The following is a 21,805-nucleotide window of genomic DNA, read 5'->3' on the forward strand; positions in this document are numbered from 1 at the left end:
GCAAGCCCCTTTTGGCATGCCCAAATGAGGGATACGTATTTCTTGGAGTCCGGTGTCCGGAGAAAATGTGATGTTTTCGCGGGTAGCGGATTTTTTCATTTCACATGTAAAATGAATTCATTAATACCAGATGTAATCAAAAAAGCTCAGACGGGAGTTGGATGTATTCATGTCACTGCAAGTCGCTGTAATTATGGGCAGCAAGTCGGATTGGGAAACGATGAAACATGCATGCGAGGTGCTGGACGAGCTGGAGATTGGGTATGAGAAAAAGGTGGTCTCCGCCCATCGTACACCGGATTTGATGTTTGAATACGCAGAGCAAGCGATTGATCGGGGATTCAAGGTGATCATTGCAGGTGCAGGCGGGGCAGCACATCTACCAGGGATGGTAGCAGCCAAAACGATGCTTCCAGTCATTGGCGTTCCGGTTCAGTCCAAAGCATTGAATGGTCTCGATTCCTTGTTGTCCATTGTTCAGATGCCTGGCGGAATTCCCGTTGCAACCGTTGCAATCGGTAAGGCGGGAGCTACCAATGCAGGGCTGCTCGCAGCTCAGATGATCGGTGCATTTGACCCGGATGTCCAACGTCGCTCTGAAGCTCGAAGAGAGCGGATCAAGCAAGAAGTACTCGAAAGCAGTGAAGAACTATGAGTAGGGCCGGGAACCAATCCGGTATAGCAGGAGAACTACAGCAAGTCCTGCTGCCCGGGAAAACAACCATTGGCATTCTTGGAGGCGGACAGCTCGGACGCATGATGACGCTCGCAGGCACGGCAATGGGTTATCGATTGGTTACCCTGGATCCCGCCTCGGATGCACCTTGTGGTCAAATTGCTCGTCAGATCGAAGCCGGGTATGACGATGCCAAAGCTGCGCTTGAGTTAGCTCGGCAATGCGATGTCATTACGTATGAGTTCGAAAATGTAGATGCAGAAGTCGCTGCGCTACTCGAACGTGAGTCCTACGTTCCGCAAGGAAGTGCGTTATTGTACACCACACAACATCGGTTGCGTGAAAAACGAGCGATTGAAGCCGCTGGGGTAAGAGTCGCGCCTTACCGGGAAATCACAAGTGCGGATACAATGCTTGCAGCTGTAAGCGAACTTGGGGTTCCATGTGTACTGAAGACGGTGACTGGAGGCTACGATGGCAAAGGCCAACGGGTAATCCGGGAAGCGAGTAAGGCTGTTGCGGCATACGAAGAACTTGCAGCTGCTGGTGCGGAACTGGTGTTGGAGCAATTCATCAAGTTTGAGTGCGAGATTTCGGTCGTTGTGGCACGTAGCACAAATGGGGAGATCAAGACGTTCCCGCCAGCGGAGAACATTCATATGAACAACATTTTGCATGCATCAATCGTGCCGGCTAGAGTCGCAGCAGGCATCCAGATTGAAGCACAGAAACTGGCAGCGGCGGTGGCAGAATCGATGAAGGCTGTTGGACTGCTGGCTGTGGAACTGTTTGTAGCAGCGGATGGAAGACTGTACGTCAACGAGTTGGCACCAAGACCTCACAATTCTGGACACTATACGATGGAAGCCTGTGCAACATCACAGTTCGAACAACATATCCGTGCGATCTGCGGATTACCGCTGGGTGACACTTCGTTATTGAGTCCGGTCGTTATGGTCAATGTGCTTGGAGAACATCTGGAAGGCATTATCGCAAGAACAGGGCAACCTGATGCGGAAGCGATAGAACTCGGTGTGATTCCCAAGCTTCACATATATGGTAAAACCGAAGCGAAAACAGGACGGAAGATGGGGCATGTGAATCTGCTCTGTCAGGATGTTGAAGAAGGATTACAATGGATTGAACAAACTAACCTCTGGAGGAATACAAATTCATGATTGAACGTTATAGCAGACCCGAAATGAGAGCCATCTGGACAGAAGAAAACAAATTCCAATCGTGGCTGGAAGTTGAAATTTGTGCATGTGAGGCATGGGCCGAACTGGGTGTAATCCCTAAGGAAGAAGCGGCATTGCTTCGTCAGAATGCATCTTTTGACATCGACCGAATCTATGAGATTGAACAGGAAACACGTCATGACGTTATCGCATTTACGCGTACGGTATCTGAAAGTCTGGGAGCAGAGCGGAAATGGGTGCATTACGGACTGACTTCCACAGATGTCGTGGATACAGCTCTGGGTTATGTACTGCGTCAAGCCAATGAGATTCTGGAAAAGGATATCGTGAATTTCATTGAAATTCTTCGTGAAAAAGCACTGGCTTATCAGCACACACCAATGATGGGACGTACACACGGGGTACATGCAGAGCCAACAACATTTGGACTGAAAATGGCGTTGTGGCATGAAGAGATGAAACGGAACCTGGAGCGTTTCCGTCATGCAGCAGACAATGTACAATACGGCAAAATCTCAGGCGCAGTTGGAACGTATGCGAACATTGATCCGTTTGTCGAAGAGTTTGTCTGCGAGAAGCTGGGCACGAAGCCTGCGCCGATCTCGACTCAAACATTGCAACGTGACCGGCACGCGGAATATATGGCTACACTGGCGTTGATCGCAACGTCCCTGGACAAGTTCGCTACTGAGGTACGTGCACTGCAGAAGAGTGAGTTCCGTGAAGTGGAAGAAGCTTTTGCTAAAGGTCAAAAAGGATCTTCAGCAATGCCGCACAAGCGTAACCCAATTGGTAGTGAAAACATCTCAGGTCTGTCCCGCGTTATTCGCGGACACATGGTATCCGCATACGAGAACGTAACGCTCTGGCATGAGCGCGATATCTCACATTCTTCCGTAGAACGTATCATTCTGCCGGATGCAACGATGCTGCTGAACTACATGCTGAACCGTTTTGGTAACATCGTGAAGAACCTGACGGTATTCCCTGAGAACATGAAACGCAACATGGAGCGTACCTACGGGGTACCATTCTCCGGTCGTATCATGACAAAGCTGATCGACAAAGGTTTCAGCCGCGAGCAGGCATACGATACCGTTCAACCACGTGCGATGCAAGCATGGGAAGAACAACGTCAGTTCCAGGATATCGTGAAATCCACACCGGAAATCACGGAAGTGCTGAACGAAGAAGAAATTGCAGATGCGTTCAACCCGTCATGGCACCTGAAGCACGTGGATACGATCTTCAAAAAGCTCGGCTTGAACGATTAATATATTAGGCTTTGAATTATTCTACTCCCTAAAAGTATAGGTTGATTATGTGTTCACGCTGAACGGAGAAGGCAGAAGAAACCTGGAGAAGCGAAGCGTTCGCCTTTATTTTCGGATTTATACTTTGAAAAAGTAGAATCAAAAAAATCCGGGAATAACAGCGATCGAAAGGTTGTTCTGCATTCGGAGTGGCCTGCGTGATAAGGGGAATTGAACTTATATTTTACATCTCCTGAAAGAAGGTGAGCCCATGGCACTGTCCACTGCGGCAGATCTCGTTAAAGCACCTCTGTTATATAAAGGAAAAGTACGTGAATTGTACGATCTGGGTGAACATTTTCTGATCGTGGTTACCGACCGAATCTCGGCATTCGATTACGTGTTGGACCCGGCGGTTCCTGAGAAAGGAAACGTACTGAATAAACTCAGCAGCTTCTGGTTTGAATTGACGGGTGAAATGATGGAGAACCACGTCGTTCATACCGATGTGAATCAACTGGGTGATCTCATCACAGACCCCGAATTGCTCAAAGACCGCATCATGGTAACCCGCAAAGCACAACGCATTGATATTGAATGTGTCGTGCGTGGATACATCACTGGTGGTGGATGGAGACAATATGAGACAAGCGGTGAAGTGAACGGTATTAAGCTGCCTGATGGACTTCGCAAGAACGCCAAGCTCGAAGTGCCCATTTTCACACCGGCAGCGAAAAATGATGTTGGTCATGATGAAGACATTCCAATGGATCGCATGAAAGAGCTAGTCGGGGACGCCCTCGCGGTTGAGCTTCAGGAAAAAAGCTTGCGCCTGTACGAATTCGCTCGTGACTATTGCGATCAGCGTGGCATCATTCTCGCAGACTGCAAATTCGAGTTCGGCATTGTGGATGGCAAGGTCATCCTGATTGACGAAATCTTCACTCCAGATGCTTCACGCTTCTGGGCTAAAGAGAACTATGAACTGGACATCGAGATCGACAGCATGGATAAAGAGCCAGTGCGCACCTATCTTGCCGGAACGGATTGGGACAAGAACAGTAAACCTGATCCACTCCCACAAGAGGTAATTGAAGCAACAACCGCAAGATACGTCGATATTTATAAACGTTTAACAAGATAATAAAGTTTAACGTTTGAGGTGAGCTTCGGGAAAGTTTGAGGAGACTAGCGTTTGAGCGTGCTACGAGAAAGTTTGGCTTTCGATCGCTGTTGCCCCCGGAATGTTTTGATTGGATCCTTTTTTCAAAAGGAAACATTCCGGTTGCAAAGGCGAACGCTTACGCTTCTCCAGCTCAAATCTTTCCTCCGCCAGTGTCAAACTGGGGGATGAGGCAATTGAAGAACAAAGACTTCTCTTCCCATACAGGAAGCCTACCAATATAAAAACAGTATAGTTACTAATGTAATTCACGTAATGGTTAGTCCCTACCATTACACACCGTGCAACGTAAAAGGTTTGGGCCTTTAAAAAACGTCGCATGGACTAGCGGAGGGGCGGAATTGTTCTTAAAGGAGCGTTAGCGTTCGCCTTTGTCCCCGGGTTTTGACCGCACAGCGGTTCAAAACAATCAAAAAACCTGGGGACAACAAGCGACCGGAAGAACAATCCGCCCCGGAGCAAGCTCCAAAAGTCACTTTTTTTAACAGCGTAAAGCATTTATCCCGTTCATTACTGAGGAGGAACATAAGGATCATGATCAAAGCAACCGTATATGTCACTATTAAGCAAAGCGTACTCGACCCGCAAGGCGTAGCTGTTCAAGGAGCCCTGCATTCAATGGGATTCAACGAAGTGGAAAGTGTACGGATCGGTAAAGTCATGGAACTGAACCTGGATACAACAGATCGTGCGGAAGCGGAGAAACGATTGAAAGTCATGTGTGAAAAGCTGCTGGCCAACACCGTTGTTGAAGATTACCGCTACGAATTGGAGGGTTAATCTCATGAAATTTGCAGTTCTTGTGTTCCCTGGCTCCAACTGCGACATCGACTGTTACAAGGCAGTAGAAGATGCCATTGGGCAAGAGGTTGATTATGTATGGCACACGGCTACAGATCTATCGGCTTATGATTGTATTTTAGTTCCGGGTGGTTTCTCTTATGGTGACTACCTGCGCTGCGGAGCGATTTCCCGCTTTGCACCGGTAATGAACGAGGTAGCGAAAGCTGCTGAACAAGGTAAATATATTCTGGGTATTTGCAACGGATTCCAGATCCTGACGGAAGCGGGATTGCTTCCAGGTGCATTGATCCGCAACACCTCCCTGAAATTCCGTTGTCACGATACGGTATTGAAAGTGGCGAACGCGGATACTCCTTTTACACGTGACTATGCACCCGGTGAAGAGATTATCATCCCGATTGCTCACGGCGAAGGCAACTATTATTGCGATGAGGAGACGCTCGCGAGTCTGCAAGCGAACAACCAGATCGTATTTACGTATGGTACCAACCCGAACGGTTCCCTGGGTGATATTGCAGGAGTCTGTAACGAAGCTGGAAACGTGGTCGGCATGATGCCGCATCCAGAGCGTGCAGTGGATTCACTGTTTGGTTCGGAAGACGGCAAACGTATGTTTACATCTATTTTGAAAGCATGGAGGGATCGGCATGACGCAGCAGCTATCCGCTAAGGAACCGACAGCAGAACAGGTCGCAGAACATAAACTTTACGCACAAATGGGCGTATCTGACAGCGAGTATGAGCTGATCTGTGAGTTCATGGGGCGCAAGCCAAATTACACGGAAATTGGTGTGTTCAGTGTAATGTGGTCCGAGCATTGTGCATATAAAAACTCCAAGCCATTGCTGCGCCGTTTCCCAACTACTGGACCACGTGTCCTGATGGGACCAGGTGAAGGTGCCGGTATCGTGGATATCGGTGATAACCAGGCCGTTGTATTCAAAATTGAAAGCCATAACCATCCTTCCGCGGTTGAGCCTTATCAAGGTGCGGCAACAGGTGTGGGCGGCATTATCCGTGATATTTTCTCCATGGGCGCAAGACCAGTAGCTTTGCTGAACTCTCTTCGTTTCGGCAAGCTGGAGAGCGATCGCGTTAAATATTTGTTCGAACATGTTGTAGCGGGTATTGCTGGATACGGTAACTGTATCGGTATTCCTACCGTCGCAGGCGAAGTCATGTTTGATGAGAGCTACGAAGGTAATCCACTGGTAAATGCCATGTGTGTGGGTCTGATTGATCATGACAAGATTCAGCGCGGTGTAGCTAAAGGTGTAGGTAACCCGGTTTACTATGTGGGCCCACCAACAGGCCGGGATGGTATTCATGGAGCAACCTTTGCATCGGTTGAACTGACGGAAGAATCCGAGTCCCAACGGACAGCGGTTCAGGTCGGTGACCCGTTTATGGAGAAACTGGTGATGGAATCCTGTCTGGAGTTGATCGACACGGGCATCGTGCTCGGTATTCAGGATATGGGTGCTGCGGGTCTGACATGTTCAAGTGCAGAGATGGCAAGTAAAGCGGGTAACGGTCTGGAATTGTATCTGGATCAGGTACCACAGCGTGAAGAAGGCATGACGCCTTACGAGATGATGTTGTCTGAATCCCAAGAACGCATGTTGTTCGTCGTTGAGCCGAAGGATGAGGCGCAGGCGATGGAAATCTTTGAACGTTGGGGCGTAATCTGTGCCAAAGTCGGTAAAGTAACGGATGACGGTCGCCTGAAATTGATCCACCATGGCGAAGTGGTCGGAGATATGCCAGTAACAGCATTGGTCGACGAATGTCCAGTGTATGACAAACCTTCTTCTGTGCCTGCGTACTACGAGCAAAGTGCTTCCATCGACACGCTTCGTTACGACGAAGTGTCGGATCTCGGCAGAGCGTTGAAACAAGTGCTGGCTTCACCAACAGTAGCAAGTAAAAAATGGGTGTATGATCAATATGACTACATGGTGCGTACAAGCACTGCAGTTCGTCCAGGTTCGGATGCAGCCGTAGTTACGATTCGTGGCACACGCAAAGGTCTCGCGATGACAACGGACTGTAATGGACGTTATGTGTACCTTGATCCTGAAGTTGGTGGACGGATTGCCGTGAGTGAAGCAGCGCGTAACATTGTATGTTCCGGTGCGGAGCCGCTAGCGATCACGGACAACCTGAACTTCGGTAACCCGGAGAAGCCGGATATTTTCTGGCAAATGGAGAAAGCCGTAGACGGTATGGCGGAAGCTTGTCGTGTGCTGGATACGCCGGTTATCGGTGGTAACGTAAGTCTGTATAACGAAAACGCCAAAGGCTCCATCTATCCAACGCCAGTTGTCGGTATGGTAGGTCTCGTTCATGATACGGATCATATCACGACACAAGCATTCAAATCCGAAGGCGATGTTATCATCCTCCTCGGCGAAACAAAAGCTGAACTGGGTGGCAGCGAGCTGCAATACGCGGTTCATGGTCAAACGGAAGGCCGTCCGCCAGAGCTGAATTTGCAAACGGAAAAAGCGTTGCTCAGCACGGTGTTGGAAGCTATTCAATCCGGTCTCGTTCGCTCGGCACACGACTTGTCTGAAGGCGGATTGGCTGTTGCACTCGCAGAGTCTTGCATCAGCGGTAACGTAGGAGCACAGGTAAATGTAGAGACGACATTGCGTGGAGATCACGCCCTGTTCAGTGAGAGCCAATCCCGTATCTTGTTGTCGGCTACGCCAGAGCAAGCGGGGAAACTTGAAGCATTTGTACGTGAGCGCGGTGTACCTGTAACTGTGATTGGACGTGTAGAAGGAAGTAACCTGACGATTGAATTGAACGGAACATCAGCCGTGAGCGAACCTGTAGGAGGTTTGGCTCAGGTCTGGGAGGATGCGATTCCATGTCTCATGAACTGACGACAGGACCGTTGTGGACAGGCGATTATTATAATGAAGGGTCCGGCAAGGAAGGACTCGACAAATTGAAGGAAGAATGTGGCGTGTTCGGGGTGTTCAGACACCCTGATGCAGCCTCGCTCTCCTATTATGGACTGCATGCTCTGCAACATCGGGGCGAAGAAAGTGCAGGCATGTGTGTGAGTGATGGAAGCCAGTTTAATTATCATCGCGGCATGGGTCTGGTGAAGGAAGTTTTCACCAAAGACCTGATGCAGACGTTGACCGGGGATATTTCCATTGGACATGTTCGGTATTCAACAAGTGGTGACAGTAAACTGACGAACGCACAGCCATTGGTATTCAAATACCGTGATGGTGATCTGGCAGTAGCGACTAACGGAAACATTGTGAATGCACCAACGATCCGGCGTGAGCTGGAGCAGAGTGGTTCCATTTTCCAAACAACAAGTGATACCGAGGTCATTGCGCATCTAATTGCAAGATCCTCCAAAGGGCTTGTTGAAGCGGCAAAAGAGGCGTTCCAGCGCATTGTGGGCGGTTATGCATTTCTGATCATGACCAATGACAAGCTGCTTGTTGCTTCTGATCCACACGGACTTCGTCCGCTCACGATGGGTAAGCTGGGTGATGCGTATCTGTTTGCATCCGAGACCTGTGCACTCGAAACGATCGGGGCAGAATTGATCCGTGACATTGAACCAGGTGAATTGCTTGTGCTGGATGCCGATGGTCTGCACGAGGATCGCTTCGATCATCACAAACACCGCAAGGCGCTGTGTGCAATGGAGTATATCTATTTTGCCCGTCCGGATAGTGATATGAATGGTGCGAACCAGCATGCTGCCCGTAAACGGATGGGAAGCCGGATGGCGATTGAGGCATTTGTGGATGCGGATCTGGTCACAGGTGTACCGGACTCCAGTATTTCCGCGGCAATAGGTTATGCGGAGCAAACGGGTATTCCTTACGAAATGGGTATGATCAAGAACAAATACACTGGACGTACGTTTATCCAGCCGAGCCAGGAACTGCGGGAACAAGGCGTGAAGATGAAGCTGAGCGCTGTGCGTCGCGTGGTGGAAGGCAAACGTGTGGTCATGATTGACGACTCCATTGTACGGGGAACAACTTCCCGGCGGATCGTGAACATGCTACGTGATGCAGGAGCAACCGAGGTCCATGTGCGCATTACATCACCACCTTTCAAAAACCCGTGTTTCTATGGCATTGATACGCCTGACAGCCGCGAATTGATCGCCTCACAGCTGTCTGTGGAAGAAATCTGCCGTGAAATTAATGCCGATTCCCTGTCGTTCCTCAGTCCGGATGGACTGATTGCATCGATACAGGGAGATAATCAGAATGATCCCAAGGGCGGGCTTTGCCTCGCATGTTTTGATAATGATTACCCAACCCGCCTCGACTTTGGCGGCGAGGAAAAATTCGGCTGCAGCTGTTAGCCCTTAAGCCCCACTTTGCGGAGCAATAGGGGCCCAAGCAGCGGTGTGAAGCCAGCTGCCCCCGGGCATAGCCCGAGCCCTTAAGCCCCGCTTTGCGGAGCAACAGGGCAAGGGCAGCCGCACGAAGCAGCTGCCCCCGGGCGTAGCCCGAGCCCTTAAGCCCCGCCTTGCGGAGCAACAGGGGCAAGGGCAGCCAGGCGAAGCAGCTGCCCCCGGGCATAGCCCGAGCCCTTAAGCCCCGCCTTGCGGAGCAACAGGGGCCAGGGCAGCCAGGCGAAGCAGCTGCCCCGGGCGTAGCCCGAGCCCTTAAGCCCCGCCTTGCGGAGCAACAGGGGCAAGGGCAGCCAGGTGAAGCAGCTGCCCCCGGGCGTAGCCCGAGCCCTTAAGCCCCGCCTTGCGGAGCAATAGGGGCCAGGGTAGCCAGGCGAAGCAGCTGCCCAGCGGGCATAGCCCGAGCCCTTAAGCCCCGCCTTGCGGAGCAACAGGGGCAAGGGCAGCCAGGCGAAGCAGCTGCCCCCGGGCGTAGCCCGAGCCCTTAAGCCCCGCCTTGCGGAGCAACAGGGGCAAGGGCAGCCAGGCGAAGCAGCTGCCCCCGGGCATAGCCCGAGCCCTTAAGCCCCGCCTTGCGGAGCAACAGGGGCCAGGGCAGCCAGGCGAAGCAGCTGCCCAGCGGGCATAGCCCGAGCCCTTAAGCCCCGCCTTGCGGAGCAACAGGGGCCAGGGCAGCCAGGCGAAGCAGCTGCCCTGCGGGCTTGCCTCGCGACGCAACCGCGCGGGGTTCGCTGACCGATGGCCTGCGGCCAACGGAATCGGCGAACAACCCCGCGAGCACACGTACGAACCAACCATAGCAAGATCACACCAGCCACCCCTGCACCGCTTGTTTGGCGGGTGTCCAGAGGGCCTGCCAAGGTCCTATGGGGTCCTCCCAGGCGGGAGGATTTAGGAGGGGCGAAAAAAAGGAGATGATTCCACTTGTCTGAAGCATATAAAAAGGCCGGCGTCGATATCGCGGCAGGTAATGAAGCGGTTGAACGGATGAAAAAACACGTAAAACGTACCTTCCGTCCGGAAGTGATGACAGATCTGGGTGGATTCGGTGCCCTGTTCGGTTTGAACAAAGATAAATACGATGAGCCTGTACTTGTATCTGGTACAGACGGCGTAGGCACCAAGCTGAAAATTGCATTTGCCATGGACCGTCACGATACCATCGGAATCGACGCGGTAGCGATGTGTGTGAACGACATTGTGGTACAGGGTGCAGAACCACTCTTCTTCCTTGACTATCTGGCATGTGACAAAGTCATTCCAGAGAAGATCGAAGCCATTGTTGCGGGAATCGCTGAAGGCTGTCATCAGTCGGGCTGTGCGTTGATCGGTGGCGAAACGGCAGAGATGCCGGGCATGTACAGTGAAGGCGAATACGATATTGCCGGATTCACGGTGGGCATCGTGGACAAAGCGAAGATCATTAACGGCACAACCATCGCCCCTGGCGACACAGTGATTGGATTGGCCTCCAGCGGTGTCCATAGTAACGGATTCTCGCTGGTACGCAGACTTTTGCTGGAAGATGCGGGACTTGATCTGCATGATGAAGTGGCGGAATTAGGCGCCAAGCTGGGTGATTCCCTGCTGGAACCTACGAAGATCTATGTTAAACCTCTGTTATCCCTACTGGAAAAGGTAAAAGTAAAAGGTATGGCTCATATTACAGGTGGCGGCTTCATCGAGAATATCCCACGTATGTTGCCTAGCAACGTGAATGTGGATATTGATTACGGCTCTTGGCCGATCCTGCCGATCTTCAACCTGTTACAGGAGAAGGGATCTGTCTCGAACCGTGACATGTTCACCACATTTAATATGGGTGTTGGGCTTGTACTGGTCGTTAACGAAGCAGATGCAGCGGAAGCTCTGCAACAACTGAAATCATCTGGTGAAGAAGCGTACATCATTGGCCGTGTTATTGAAGGAGATGCGCGAGTAACCTTCACGGGAGCGGATGTTTAATGGCGAACTACCGCATAGCTGTATTTGCCTCGGGTGAAGGATCCAACTTTCAGTCACTGGTCGATGCAGTACGAAACGGTGGGCTGAATGCATCCGTTGATCTGCTCGTGTGTGATAAACCGGCTGCACGCGTTGTACAGCGGGCACACCACGCAGGCGTGGATTGTCATCTATTTACTCCGAAAAATTATGCTTCCCGTGAAGCCTATGAGGCAGAGATCGTGGAAGTGCTTGAATCCAAAAAGATCGACTTGGTCGTTCTTGCGGGATATATGAGATTGCTGACTTCGGTTGTAGTGGATCGTTACGCAGGACGGTTGATTAACATTCATCCGTCCTTGCTACCGGCATTTGCAGGTAAGGATGCGATTGGACAAGCTCTCGACTATGGCGTGAAAGTTACGGGCGTGACCGTGCACTTTGTGGACGGTGGCATGGATACAGGACCGATTATTGCCCAGCATCCCGTTCCCATTTTGCCAGGGGATACTGCTGAATCAATCAGCCGTTCCATTCATGCGGCCGAACAGCAGTTATACCCTGAAGTGGTATCCTGGTTCGCTCAAGGTCTGGTTCAGTTAGACGGACGTCACGTCACAGTACAGAAACCGGTTTAATATAAGTTGAAATTTTTTTACACATTAACGGAGAGGACAGAAAAAACCTGAAAAAGCGAAGCGTTCGCCTTTATCACCGGATTTTCCCTTTAAGAAAAGGGAATCAAAAAATCTGGGGATAACAGCGATTGGAAGGTTGTTCTGTCATCGGAGTGTCCCGTGTAAACATCTTGGTTCCACTTATATAACAGAAGTCGAATATTGGTACGCATTTTGTGATATTTCTCGGGAAATAAATCGGCTGTGTTTCGTCATGAAACGCGAAGCCATGGGACATTAAAGGAGGAGCATATTGTGAGTATCAAAAGAGCGCTGGTCAGCGTATGGGATAAAACAGGCATCGTGGACTTTTGCCGAGAGCTGTCGCAAATGGGTGTGGAGATTATTTCGACAGGAGGTACAAGCAGCCTGTTGTCGAAGGAAGGCGTACCTGTCATCGGAATTTCGGATGTGACCGGATTTCCGGAAATCATGGACGGACGTGTCAAAACATTGCATCCAGCAGTGCATGGTGGGTTGCTGGCTGTTCGTGACAGCGAAGAGCATAAACGCCAGATGGAAGAGAACGGACTGGATTATATCGACCTCGTTGTCGTAAACCTGTATCCCTTCCAAGATACCATTGCCAAACCGGATGTAACATACGAAGACGCGATCGAGAACATCGATATCGGTGGTCCAACGATGCTTCGTTCTGCTGCCAAAAACCATGCTTTTGTTAGTGTCGTTGTTGACACAGCAGATTACGGCAAGGTGCTTGAAGAAGTTCGCAGCAATGGAGATACCACACTCGAAACACGCAAACGGCTTGCGGCAAAAGTGTTCCGCCATACAGCGGCTTACGATGCAGTTATTTCTGACTATCTCTCCAACCTGAACGGTGATCCGTTGCCAGAGCGTCTGACGGTTACTTACGAAAAACTCCAGGATTTGCGTTACGGCGAAAATCCACACCAGCAGGCGGCATTCTACCGCAAACCGCTAGCGGCGCAAGACACATTGACAACAGCCGAGCAATTGCATGGCAAAGAGTTGTCTTACAATAACATCAACGATGCGAATGCAGCTCTGCAGATCGTCAAGGAATTTGAAGAACCGGCCGTTGTCGCGGTTAAACATATGAACCCATGCGGCGTGGGCATTGGCGTAAGTATCTATGAAGCTTACAGCAAAGCATATGCTGCAGATCCAACGTCTATCTTTGGTGGCATTGTGGCAGCGAACCGCATTATCGATAGCGATACAGCAGGCAAATTGAGCGAGATTTTCCTGGAAATCGTACTTGCTCCTGACTTTACGCAAGAGGCTCTCGATATCCTGACGAAGAAGAAAAACATTCGTTTGCTCAAAACGGGCGAACTGAATGCTGCTCGTAAACGGGAGAGCCAATTCGTGGTAACGTCCATCGACGGCGGTATGATCGTTCAACAGTCCGATGTGCACTCCATTGAAGCGAGCGAGCTGAACGTGGTAACCGATCGTGCGCCATCGGAAGAAGAACTGAAACAGCTGTTATTTGGCTGGAAAGTAGTTAAACACGTGAAATCCAACGCGATTGTACTTGCTGCGAATGACATGACCGTAGGTGTGGGAGCTGGACAAATGAATCGTGTGGGTGCAGCCAAAATTGCGATTGAGCAAGCTGGCGAGCAAGCAAAAGGTGCTATTCTGGCATCCGATGCGTTCTTCCCAATGGGTGATACGCTGGAACTGGCAGCAAAAGCCGGAATTACGGCAGTGATTCAACCTGGTGGCTCAATCAAAGACGAAGAGTCCATCAAAGTAGCGAATGAATACGGAATTGCCATGGTCTTCACAGGCGTTCGTCACTTCAAACACTAGAGCGAAAAAGGTTTAATAAGGGGTGTCGCCTGTCATGCTAATGACTTATGGTACACCCCCTCTTTTTTAGGTTTTTCAACACACAATAGCGTAGCAAATCCAGTTATGCACGGAGGGGGAACAGAGCGAATGGATATTCTGGTAATAGGCGGCGGTGGCCGGGAACATGCAATCATCTGGGCGCTGGCGAAGAGTCCAAAGACAGGCAAGATTCACTGTGCACCGGGAAATGCAGGCATTGCTCAGCTCGCTGAGTGTCATGCCATTGCGGTGAATGAATTCGATAAACTAAAGGCTCTTGCTGTAGAGCTTAAAGTGGGTCTGGTGGTTATTGGTCCGGATGATCCGCTGGCGGATGGGATCGTGGATGCATTTGATTCGACAGGTATTCCGGTATTTGGTCCACGTCGTAATGCAGCAGAGATCGAAGGTAGCAAGACGTTCATGAAGGATCTACTGCACAAATACAATATTCCAACCGCAGCCTATGAGAAATTCGATAATTACGAACAGGCACAGGCTTACCTGAATGAGCAAGCGATTCCGGTTGTCATCAAGGCAGATGGATTGGCAGCGGGCAAAGGTGTGACGGTAGCTTATTCCCGTGAAGAGGCTGATCAGGCACTTCGCAGTATCATGGTGGAGAAAGTATTTGGTGAAGCAGGAGCCAAAGTGATTATCGAGGAATTCCTCGCAGGACAGGAAATGTCGATTCTGGCTTTTGTCGATGGTGAGACGGTTCGTCCAATGGCTGCAGCACAGGATCACAAACCTGTATTCGATAATGACCAGGGGCCAAACACAGGCGGTATGGGTACATATTCACCATTGCCACATATCTCTGCATCCATTATTGAAGAAGCCGTGGAGACAATCATCAAACCAACAGCCAAGGCCATGGTATCCGAAGGGCGCCCATTCCAAGGCGTGTTGTTTGCCGGGCTGATGATATCACCAGATGGTAAACCCAAAACGATTGAGTTCAACGCACGTTTCGGTGATCCCGAGACACAGGTTGTTTTGCCACGGTTGAAGAGTGACTTGTTCGATATCTTCTGGGCCACCGTTCATGGCAAGCTGGCTGACATTGAAATTGAATGGAGCGATGAAGCCGCAGTATGTGTGGTGCTTGCTTCAGGAGGTTATCCGGGTCCTTATGCCAAAGGCGTAGTCATTGAAGGACTGGATCAAGTACATGATGCCGTGGTATTCCACGCAGGTACAGCGCGTAGTGAAGCAGGAGACTGGGTCACCAATGGTGGACGAATCCTGGGCGTAGTTGGCCTTGGCGCGGATATTGCGGAAGCTAGAAACAAAGCCTATGCACAGGCAGAACGTATCCATTTTGATGGCAAACATCAGCGGACGGATATTGCTGCTAAAGCACTGGTGTAGGATAAATAGAAGAGCCCGTAAAGATGTGCACCGTAAGGTTGTTGCATCCTGCGGGCTCTTTGTTGCGTATATAGATGTATGCTATGTAAACACACATGTTTAATGACCCAAAGTAAAGGGTAGTATTTTTATAAATTGGACTATACTAATTATGTGAAGAATATCACATTATAAGGTAATACTAAACATATTATATAAAGCACATAACATACATAAAGACTAATTTGTGAACATTAAACTGTAAGCTTGTGCCAAACCATAACGTGCAACTGGATGGTTGTGCTGGAATCGTGGTATACTTTTCGGAAACAGGAATGAGTATGAGGGGAGGTGGATATCTATTGGGTAGGCGATATTGTAAATTGTCCAAATGGCGAATCTAGGTGGAGTTAAGCGAGGAACAATTGACAGCATGAGGGGTAACCCGATTTGAATGGAGAAGTTTCTGCAAGTCATTGACTTCATCTTGAATTCCTGTTTTGTATTTTACAAGGTCAAACCGTACGAAATTTACAAATATGATCATTATTCGATTTCATATAAGGCATAAGCTATAAGCCATGATGAACGACAAACAGCGGATGAATGGTTAACGTAGTTAACGGATCACGCTGTAACTATCTCTGGAGGTGAATCCCTGAGAACCGGGGAAATCATTGGACATAATTACCATATTGAATATCGCATTACTTATTATCTTGATTGCATTGACTGCATTTTTCGTAGCATCAGAGTTTGCTGTAGTCAAAATTCGTACATCAAGAGTGGATCAACTGGTTGCGGAAGGCAATAAAAAGGCAGTACTCGCCAAAAAAGTTGTCTCGGACCTGGATTATTATCTGTCGGCCTGTCAGCTCGGTATTACGGTCACCGCATTGGGACTGGGTGCACTCGGAAAACCGACGGTTGAGAGATTGTTATATCCGGTATTCAATTATTTAGACGTACCTGCTTCAGTCTCGTCGATTGCTTCTTATGCGATCGCCTTTATACTCGTCACGTTCTTGCATGTGGTTGTAGGTGAGATGGCGCCCAAAACGCTGGCAATTCAGTTTTCGGAAAAACTGACATTGATGCTCTCCCCATCATTATACTGGTTTGGTAAAATCATGTACCCATTCATTTGGGCGCTGAATGGAGCCTCACGTGTTCTTCTGCGGGGATTCGGTGTGAAACCTGCGGAACATGATCAAGCTTACTCGGAGGACGAGATCAGAATCATTATGAACCAGAGTTATGAAGGTGACGAGAACAACAAGACCAAGCTTTCATATCTGGAAAATGTATTTGTGTTCGATGAACGTGATGCTAAAGATATCATGGTCCCGCGAACGGAACTGGTGACATTAAGTCAGGATATGACCTATGACGATATTATTCCTATATTGGATGAACATAACTATTCACGCTACCCTGTCATCGAGGATGGGGACAAGGATCGTATTGTCGGCGTCGTGAATGTGAAAAAGATTTTGCCTGACATGGTTGCTGCAAGATCGTATCAACTAAGTGAATTCGTTCGCGAGATCCCGTTCGTTTCCGAAGTTACAAGTATCCAGGATGCGATGATAAAAATGCAGCAGGAACGTGTACACATGGCCGTGGTCGTGGATGAATACGGCGGTACCTCGGGAATCATTACAATGGAGGATATTCTGGAGGAGCTTGTCGGTGAGATTCGCGATGAATTCGATGCCGATGAGGTGGCCGATATCCAGGAGACCGGAGAGAATCAATATCTCATCAACGGCCGGGTACTTTTGGATGAAGTGGAGCGGCAGTTCGGACTTATCTTTGAAGGTAATGAAGAGATGGACACCGTGGCCGGATGGATTCAGTACCAGAAGGGTGTAGGTGTGGAAAAAGGCGACACGGTAGAACATGGTGATTATGTCTGGACCGTTGTGGACACCGAAAATTATCACATCAAGCAAGTTCTTCTGGAACGAGTGAGCGGTGCGCAGGTTGAGGAAGCTACAAGCGATCTGGCGTGATATTGCCCTCAGAAATTTAAAGTGTTTTGGCAACGTAGCAGTGTAGGGGACGGAATCGATTCTGAAGAAGCGTAGCGTTCGCGTTTGCAAACCAATTTTAAACCTTTGAAAACAACAATCAGGGAAATTTGGAGGCAATGGCGATCGGAAGAACGAGCCGTCACCGGAACATCAATCGTGCAACCTTAATATAAATTTTACTTGGAGGTGAATCCCTCAACCTGAGGGAAATCATTGGACGGAATAATAGCCTTGAATTTATTTTTAGTAGCCGTATTTATAGGTCTGACAGCCTTTTTCGTTGGAGCCGAATTTGCAATTCTTAAAGTACGGATGTCCCGAATCGATCAATTGATCTCGGAAGGGAACAAAAAGGCAGTACTGGCCAAAAAAGTGGCGCACAACCTGGATTATTATCTGTCTGCATGTCAATTGGGGATTACCATCACGGCGTTGGTATTGGGAGCCTTGGGTGAACCTACCGTTGAGAAAATGCTGCATCCGCTGTTTGAGCGAATGGAAGTACCGGCTGCGTTGTCTACCGTGCTTTCCTACGGTATCGCTCTGGCAATCATTACGTTCCTGCACGTGGTTATTGGTGAATTGGCACCGAAAACCCTGGCGATCCAGTTTGCAGAGAGAATGACGTTGTTGCTGGCACCACCACTGTACTGGTTCGGTAAAATCATGAATCCGTTCATCTATGCATTGAATGGAGCTGCTCGTCTGTTGCTTGGCATATTCGGTGTAAAACCTGCCGGGCATGATACCGTTCACTCGGAAGAAGAGCTGAAGCTGATTATGGCACAGAGCTATGAGAGTGGCGAGATCAACCAGACGGAGCTGGACTACCTCAAAAACATTTTTGCTTTTGATGAGCGTCTGCTTCAGGAAATTATGATTCCAAGAGATAAAATCGTTACCTTGAATAAAGAAATGCCGCTTGATCAGATCATTGAGATGCTGAATCGACACGAATACACGAGATACCCTGTTATTGCGAATGGGGATCAGGCTCATTTTGTTGGCTTCATTAACACGAAAGAAATGCTGACGAGTGTGGCTGCGGGCAGAGACTTCAATATGGAGACATTTGTTCACAATACGCCGAGTTTCTCCGAACGTTCTCCAATCAAGGATGTACTGATCCAGATGCAGCAAAGCCGTGTACACATTGCAACCGTGAAAAACGAGGCAGGTGCTACGGTAGGTATGGTTACGATGGAGGATATCCTTGAAGAGATTGTCGGAGATATCAAGGATGAATACGAGCACAAAGATTTGGTGAATTCACCAAAAAGAATGAAACTGGTTTAAGAAGCAGTGAGACAAATGTAATACAAGAATCAACGTAATCGTTCTAACGCTAAGCAGGTTCCCGATGTAATCGGGGCCTGTTTTCTTTTTTTATTTAAATCTTAATTTTAAAATAAAAGCTTGCATATTGTGGTTTAATGGACTAATATAAATTTAAAGAATCTTAATTTAAAGATAAATAAGAAAAGCAATAAATAAAAGAAGCGAAATAAGTCGAACTTAAACGTACGAAGAGGACAGAAAAAACCTGAAAAAGCGAAGCGGTCGCCTTTATCCCCGGATTTTCCCTTAGGAAAAGAAATCAAAAAAATCTGGGGATAACAGCGATTGGAAGGTTATTCTGTCATCGTAGTGTCTGTGTAAATAAACCAAGGGAGTGGAGATTATGTTCAGAACTTCAGGAATTCATCACATTACAGCTTTTGTAGACGATGCACAGAAAAACGTTGATTTTTATGCAGGTGTATTGGCGCTCAGACTGGTGAAAAAAACAATTAACTTTGATGCACCAGACGTGTATCACTTGTATTACGGGAATGAGCAGGGTGCACCGGGCACAATCATTACCTTTTTCCCACAGCAAAATTCAAGAAGAGGTGTCATTGGTTCCGGTCAGACTGGAGTTACCGTATATGCGGTTCCTGTAGGAAGCCTGCCTTTCTGGAAAGAACGTCTTGCTTCCTTCGATATTCCATATGAAAATAAAACCAGATTCGGTGAGCAGTACATTCGTTTCTTCGACAAAGGCGGTCTGCTGCTTGAACTGGTTGAGCGCGAAGGTGGTCAGCCAAGCAGCTGGACTTTCAACGGTGTGACACCCGAGCATGCCATCAAAGGATTTGGCGGTGCCGTATTGTTCAGTCACGTCCCTGAGAAAACCATGGACGTCTTGGTGAGCAAACTGGGTCTGGAGCAGGTCGGTGAAGAGAACGGACTTTTTCGTCTTCAGGCAAGCGGCGATATTGGTCAGATCATCGATATTCAGTCTACAGGCATCCAACGCGGGATTGGCGGAGCCGGAACGGTCCACCATATCGCATGGCGTGCGAAAGATTACGCGGAGCATGAACAAATTCAGCAGGATCTTGAACAATCGGGATATCATCCAACGCCGGTCATTGACCGTCAATACTTCAACGCTGTGTATTTCCGGGAGCCGGGAGGTATACTGTTCGAGCTGGCGACGGATCCTCCGGGATTTGCACGGGATGAACCAAAAGAGAGCATGGGCCAGAAACTGATGCTGCCTGAATGGTATGAACCACAGCGCGAACAGATCGAACAATTGTTGCCACGAATTGAAGTACGTGAATGGAAAGGAGAGTCCAAATCATGACCACAACCAATACAATGAAACATATCTATAAAGCAGGTGCTCAGCCGGATGCGCCAACAATCCTGTTGCTTCATGGCACAGGTGGAACCGAGACTGATCTGGTTGGTCTGGCAGAAATGATCGCACCGGGAGCTGGCATACTTGGGGTGCGGGGGAACGTATCGGAGAACGGGATGCCCCGTTTCTTCCGCCGTTTGGCCGAAGGTGTTTTTGATGAAGAGGATCTGATTGCTCGTACGGCTGAGCTGGGATCTTTTGTAGATGCAGCTGTGGTGGAATATGGCTTCGATCGATCCAACGTGTATGCACTGGGTTACTCTAACGGTGCCAACATTGCGGCAAGCCTGATTTTCCATCAAGCGGATGTATTCAAAGGTGCAATCTTGCATCATCCGATGGTACCGCTGCGCGGACTGGAATTGCCGGACATGAAAGGTCTGCCTGTGTTCATTGGTGCGGGCGAGAACGATCCGATTGTACCAAGACGTGAAACCGAGGAACTTGCTTCGCTGCTCAGCGGTGCAGGTGCAGAGGTAAACATGTACTGGGAGCGTCAGGGTCATCAGTTGACTCGTACCGAGGCAGAAGCCGCGGCAGCTTGGTTCAAGACACAGGTGTAAGAATGTTTATGTGAGCTCCAGCCACTATGCGGCTGGTACAGTTACCCGATCCGATCATGGATCGGGTTTTCTTTTTCACAAGGAAAAAGGAGGCTTAGCAGAACGGTGGAGAGGGGAAAGATCCTTGAAACGTGATAGTAGCGACAGGACGGCTGTAACTTGCTGAGCAACATGGTTGTCGTAAGGCATGGATTATTCTATAATGAAGTAATTGATAATCATTTTCAATTAGATTCGGTGAAAGATGACTATGCATGTAATCAGGAGGGGAACATGAATCCTAACCCTACTTCACATACGTTTGGTTCAAGTGCGTTTGTTCAGACCCGCGATGGTCGCAAACTACATTATATGTCCAGGGGAACAGGCGATCTGACGGTGGTGTTTGAGTCCGGTATGGGCGCCTCCAGATCTAACTGGGGACTGGTTGCACCAGCCATTGCTGAGCATGTACGCACAGTCGTGTATGACAGGGCAGGGGCGGGACGAAGTGATGTCGACTCGGCTCCCCGCAGCCTTGAACGCATTGCAGGGGATCTTGGGGATCTGCTGACGGCTCTTGGTTCGGGTCCATTCATTCTGGTTGGACATAGCTGGGGAGGTCCGATCGTACGGGCTGCTGCGGCTGTACATCGGTCTCGATTACGAGGCATTATTCTGGTGGATCCATCAGACGAGCATTGTGAATTGTATTTTTCGAACACGGCCAAAAAGAGTTTTGCCATTAATGGTTTCCTCATTCCAATCATGGCGCGAACGGGCTTATACCGGTTGCTCGGCAGCAAGGCTGGACGTGTTCAGCCTGACGATGTGGCTGCGGATCACCTCAAGGAGGATTTCACTGTACAGGCAGCCAGCACGATGCTTGCGGAAAGCAAAACATTTCTGAATGACATGGCAGCGTTGCTGGAACATCCTCCGGCTCTGGGTGATCTGGAAGTCAGCGTGATCTCGGGCACGAAACCGGGCAAGGGAGAGGGGAAAATCAGACCGGCCCTCATCACGGCGCATCGCCATACAGTGAGCCAGCTGTCCAATGCGAGATGGATTACAGCCGATCAGTCCGGTCATATGGTTATATATACAGACCCACAGGTCATTATTGACGAAATTTTACGAATGATAAATGATAAGAGCTCAGGCGCAAGAACAGAACAAAAGTGATACAATACAAAGAAAAGCAGTGCGCGACATTGCTA

At 49.2% G+C, this 21,805-nt stretch carries 18 protein-coding genes; 17 read left to right on the forward strand and 1 reads right to left on the reverse strand.

Annotated features, from left to right (window positions below; translation table 11 throughout):
* The first annotated feature begins 169 nt into the window (after nucleotides 1-169).
* From purE to purF, 8 genes are all read left to right on the forward strand, one after another.
* Nucleotides 170-655 carry a 5-(carboxyamino)imidazole ribonucleotide mutase gene (purE, locus tag M1D71_RS03550; protein WP_017690699.1) on the forward strand — a complete coding sequence of 162 codons (486 nt, stop codon included), beginning with the start codon at nucleotides 170-172 and terminating at the stop codon, nucleotides 653-655.
* Nucleotides 652-1,854 carry a 5-(carboxyamino)imidazole ribonucleotide synthase gene (gene purK, locus M1D71_RS03555; RefSeq protein WP_458125274.1) on the forward strand — a complete coding sequence of 401 codons (1,203 nt, stop codon included), beginning with the start codon at nucleotides 652-654 and terminating at the stop codon, nucleotides 1,852-1,854. Before purE ends, purK begins: the two co-directional genes overlap by 4 nt.
* A complete protein-coding gene (gene purB / locus M1D71_RS03560) occupies nucleotides 1,851-3,149 on the forward strand; it encodes an adenylosuccinate lyase (protein WP_047840491.1) in 1,299 nt (432 codons plus the stop codon). Before purK ends, purB begins: the two co-directional genes overlap by 4 nt.
* A 250-nt stretch (nucleotides 3,150-3,399) precedes the next feature.
* Entirely contained in the window at nucleotides 3,400-4,272 is an 873-nt protein-coding gene (locus M1D71_RS03565; protein ID WP_458125275.1) for a phosphoribosylaminoimidazolesuccinocarboxamide synthase, read from the forward strand.
* Nucleotides 4,273-4,845: 573 nt separating this feature from the next.
* Nucleotides 4,846-5,091, forward strand: a complete 246-nt coding sequence (gene purS, locus M1D71_RS03570) for a phosphoribosylformylglycinamidine synthase subunit PurS (protein ID WP_017690695.1) — start codon at nucleotides 4,846-4,848, stop codon at nucleotides 5,089-5,091.
* A gap of 4 nt (nucleotides 5,092-5,095) precedes the next feature.
* Complete coding sequence (gene purQ / locus M1D71_RS03575) at nucleotides 5,096-5,785, forward strand: phosphoribosylformylglycinamidine synthase subunit PurQ (RefSeq protein WP_036606071.1); 690 nt, start codon at nucleotides 5,096-5,098, stop codon at nucleotides 5,783-5,785.
* Entirely contained in the window at nucleotides 5,763-8,006 is a 2,244-nt protein-coding gene (gene purL / locus M1D71_RS03580; protein ID WP_458125276.1) for a phosphoribosylformylglycinamidine synthase subunit PurL, read from the forward strand. The genes purQ and purL overlap by 23 nt, the downstream gene beginning before the upstream one ends.
* Nucleotides 7,991-9,469, forward strand: coding sequence for an amidophosphoribosyltransferase (purF, locus tag M1D71_RS03585; protein ID WP_145326169.1), 1,479 nt, complete (start codon nucleotides 7,991-7,993; stop codon nucleotides 9,467-9,469). Before purL ends, purF begins: the two co-directional genes overlap by 16 nt.
* Before the next feature lie 611 nt (nucleotides 9,470-10,080).
* On the opposite strand, the gene M1D71_RS03590 is transcribed toward purF, so the two are convergent.
* The gene (locus tag M1D71_RS03590) at nucleotides 10,081-10,380 is read right to left on the reverse strand and encodes a hypothetical protein (RefSeq protein WP_458125277.1); all 300 of its coding nucleotides are present in this window, start codon (nucleotides 10,378-10,380) and stop codon (nucleotides 10,081-10,083) included.
* 64 nt (nucleotides 10,381-10,444) lie between these two features.
* Between M1D71_RS03590 and purM the strand changes: the two genes are divergently transcribed.
* The 9 genes from purM (at nucleotide 10,445) to M1D71_RS03635 (ending at nucleotide 21,770) form a co-directional block, all read left to right on the forward strand.
* A complete protein-coding gene (gene purM / locus M1D71_RS03595) occupies nucleotides 10,445-11,485 on the forward strand; it encodes a phosphoribosylformylglycinamidine cyclo-ligase (protein ID WP_458125278.1) in 1,041 nt (346 codons plus the stop codon).
* Nucleotides 11,485-12,102 carry a phosphoribosylglycinamide formyltransferase gene (purN, locus tag M1D71_RS03600; RefSeq protein ID WP_458125279.1) on the forward strand — a complete coding sequence of 206 codons (618 nt, stop codon included), beginning with the start codon at nucleotides 11,485-11,487 and terminating at the stop codon, nucleotides 12,100-12,102. The genes purM and purN overlap by 1 nt, the downstream gene beginning before the upstream one ends.
* 294 nt (nucleotides 12,103-12,396) lie before the next feature.
* Nucleotides 12,397-13,944 (forward strand): bifunctional phosphoribosylaminoimidazolecarboxamide formyltransferase/IMP cyclohydrolase, encoded by a 1,548-nt coding sequence (purH, locus tag M1D71_RS03605; RefSeq protein WP_076333433.1) that lies wholly within the window; start codon nucleotides 12,397-12,399, stop codon nucleotides 13,942-13,944.
* A gap of 129 nt (nucleotides 13,945-14,073) precedes the next feature.
* Nucleotides 14,074-15,339, forward strand: a complete 1,266-nt coding sequence (gene purD / locus M1D71_RS03610; protein WP_458125280.1) for a phosphoribosylamine--glycine ligase — start codon at nucleotides 14,074-14,076, stop codon at nucleotides 15,337-15,339.
* A gap of 656 nt (nucleotides 15,340-15,995) precedes the next feature.
* Nucleotides 15,996-17,333, forward strand: coding sequence for a hemolysin family protein (locus M1D71_RS03615; protein WP_458125281.1), 1,338 nt, complete (start codon nucleotides 15,996-15,998; stop codon nucleotides 17,331-17,333).
* Nucleotides 17,334-17,567: 234 nt separating this feature from the next.
* On the forward strand, nucleotides 17,568-18,650 hold the full coding sequence (locus M1D71_RS03620; protein ID WP_458125282.1) for a hemolysin family protein: 1,083 nt from the start codon (nucleotides 17,568-17,570) through the stop codon (nucleotides 18,648-18,650).
* A gap of 385 nt (nucleotides 18,651-19,035) precedes the next feature.
* Entirely contained in the window at nucleotides 19,036-19,986 is a 951-nt protein-coding gene (locus M1D71_RS03625; protein WP_458125283.1) for a ring-cleaving dioxygenase, read from the forward strand.
* A 14-nt stretch (nucleotides 19,987-20,000) separates the two neighbouring features.
* The gene (locus M1D71_RS03630; RefSeq protein WP_458127150.1) at nucleotides 20,001-20,606 is read left to right on the forward strand and encodes an alpha/beta hydrolase; all 606 of its coding nucleotides are present in this window, start codon (nucleotides 20,001-20,003) and stop codon (nucleotides 20,604-20,606) included.
* A 273-nt stretch (nucleotides 20,607-20,879) separates the two neighbouring features.
* The gene (locus tag M1D71_RS03635; protein WP_458125284.1) at nucleotides 20,880-21,770 is read left to right on the forward strand and encodes an alpha/beta fold hydrolase; all 891 of its coding nucleotides are present in this window, start codon (nucleotides 20,880-20,882) and stop codon (nucleotides 21,768-21,770) included.
* The last annotated feature ends 35 nt before the right edge of the window (nucleotides 21,771-21,805 follow it).

It is taken from the genome of Paenibacillus sp. Z3-2 (assembly GCF_054161325.1).